Source organism: Corallococcus sicarius (assembly GCF_003611735.1).
Lineage (GTDB): Bacteria > Myxococcota > Myxococcia > Myxococcales > Myxococcaceae > Corallococcus > Corallococcus sicarius.
On the sequence record NZ_RAWG01000632.1, the window covers coordinates 1 to 1,377 of the forward strand.

1 protein-coding gene is annotated in these 1,377 nt (G+C 74.9%); it reads left to right on the forward strand.

Going from position 1 to position 1,377, the window contains the following annotated elements:
- Positions 1–107: 107 nt before the first annotated feature.
- Positions 108–1,377, forward strand: a 1,270-nt coding sequence (locus tag D7X12_RS41375) for a tetratricopeptide repeat protein (protein WP_500683246.1), incomplete at its 3' end; no start/stop codon positions are given.

The following is a 1,377-nucleotide window of genomic DNA, read 5'->3' on the forward strand; positions in this document are numbered from 1 at the left end:
GGATGGGGCCTGGAGGGGATGTGGGCGTGTCGTCTGCCCGGCTGCTGTCGAGCCGGCCGCAGCGGTGCCGCCCTCGCCCCTTCGCCTTGCCGTAAGATGCACGGGCCATGGCCCCGTCCGTCCTGTTGATGTTGGCGCTCGCCGCGCCCGCTGCCTCCGTCCCCCACAACTTCTCCACAGGTGAGCGCCCCAGCACCGCGCTGCTGCTCGACGCAGGCACGGCCTCCGTGCGCTCCGTGATCCGGAACGTCGGAGCCGGGCAGCTCGATGCGGCGGGATTCGCGGCGGTGATGGCGGCGACCGAGGGGACTCACACGACCGACGCGCTCAACACCGCGGGTCTCGCCTCCGTCCAGGCCGCGGTGGGTGGCTCGAACATCGCGCGCGTGGGTTCGCGGCAGCTCAGCGCGGCGGGCCTCGCTTCGGTGCAGGCCGCGGCGAACATCCAGCACACGGCCGCGATGGGAACCGCGCGGCTGACGAATGCAGGCCTTGCGTCGGTGCAGGCTGCCGCTAACGGCCACCGGACGGCCGCGATGGGAACCGCGCGGCTCACGAGTGCGGGCCTCGCTTCTGTGCAGGCTGCGGCGAACATCCAGCGCTCGGCTGTGGTGGGAACCGCGCAGCTCGGCACGGCGGGCCTCGCTTCCGTGCAGGCTGCGGCGAAGAACCCTTCGCTCGCGGGGACCGCGCAGGCGCGCGGCAACGGCGGCATCGTGCAGGCCGGCGGCGTCGCGCCCCGTCCTTCCGGCGTGAGCTTCGCCAACGGCACGGCCCCGAACACCTCGGCCACCACCGTCTCGATGCGGATGCCCGCCGGCATGGCCGCGCCCGCGCCCACCTCAAACACAGACACGCCTCCCGCGACGGGCACCGCACCCTCCACCGTGCGGACTTCGACCCCGGGCACCGACACGCTCTCCGAGGCGGGCCGCATCGCCGTGGACGCCAGTGTCGCGGCCCTGCGCGCCGCCGCCGTGGCCATGCGCCCCCGGCCCGGTACCGACCCCGCCCCCGGCCTCGTCGCCGTGGGCGACCCGAACGAGCACTACGCGCGAGGCGTGGCAGCCCTCCAGGCCAAGGACAGCCACACCGCCATCGCGGAGCTGTCCGCGTGTGTCCAGGCCGCGCCGTCCCGCGCCGACTGCCGCTGGGAGCTGGGCTGGGCCTACTCTGTTGACGGTCGCTGGTCGGACACCCTCACGCAGTGGACGCAGGTGCGCACGCTCAAGCCGGATCAACCCGACCTGGAGTCCGCGCTCACGCAGGCGCGCAACCAGGCCGCGCTCCAGGCCCGGCTCGCGCAGCCCGTGGACGGCACGCCCCGCCCTCCCCCGCCCCCGGGCGCGGATCCGCACCTTCGCGCCCGGGGGCGGG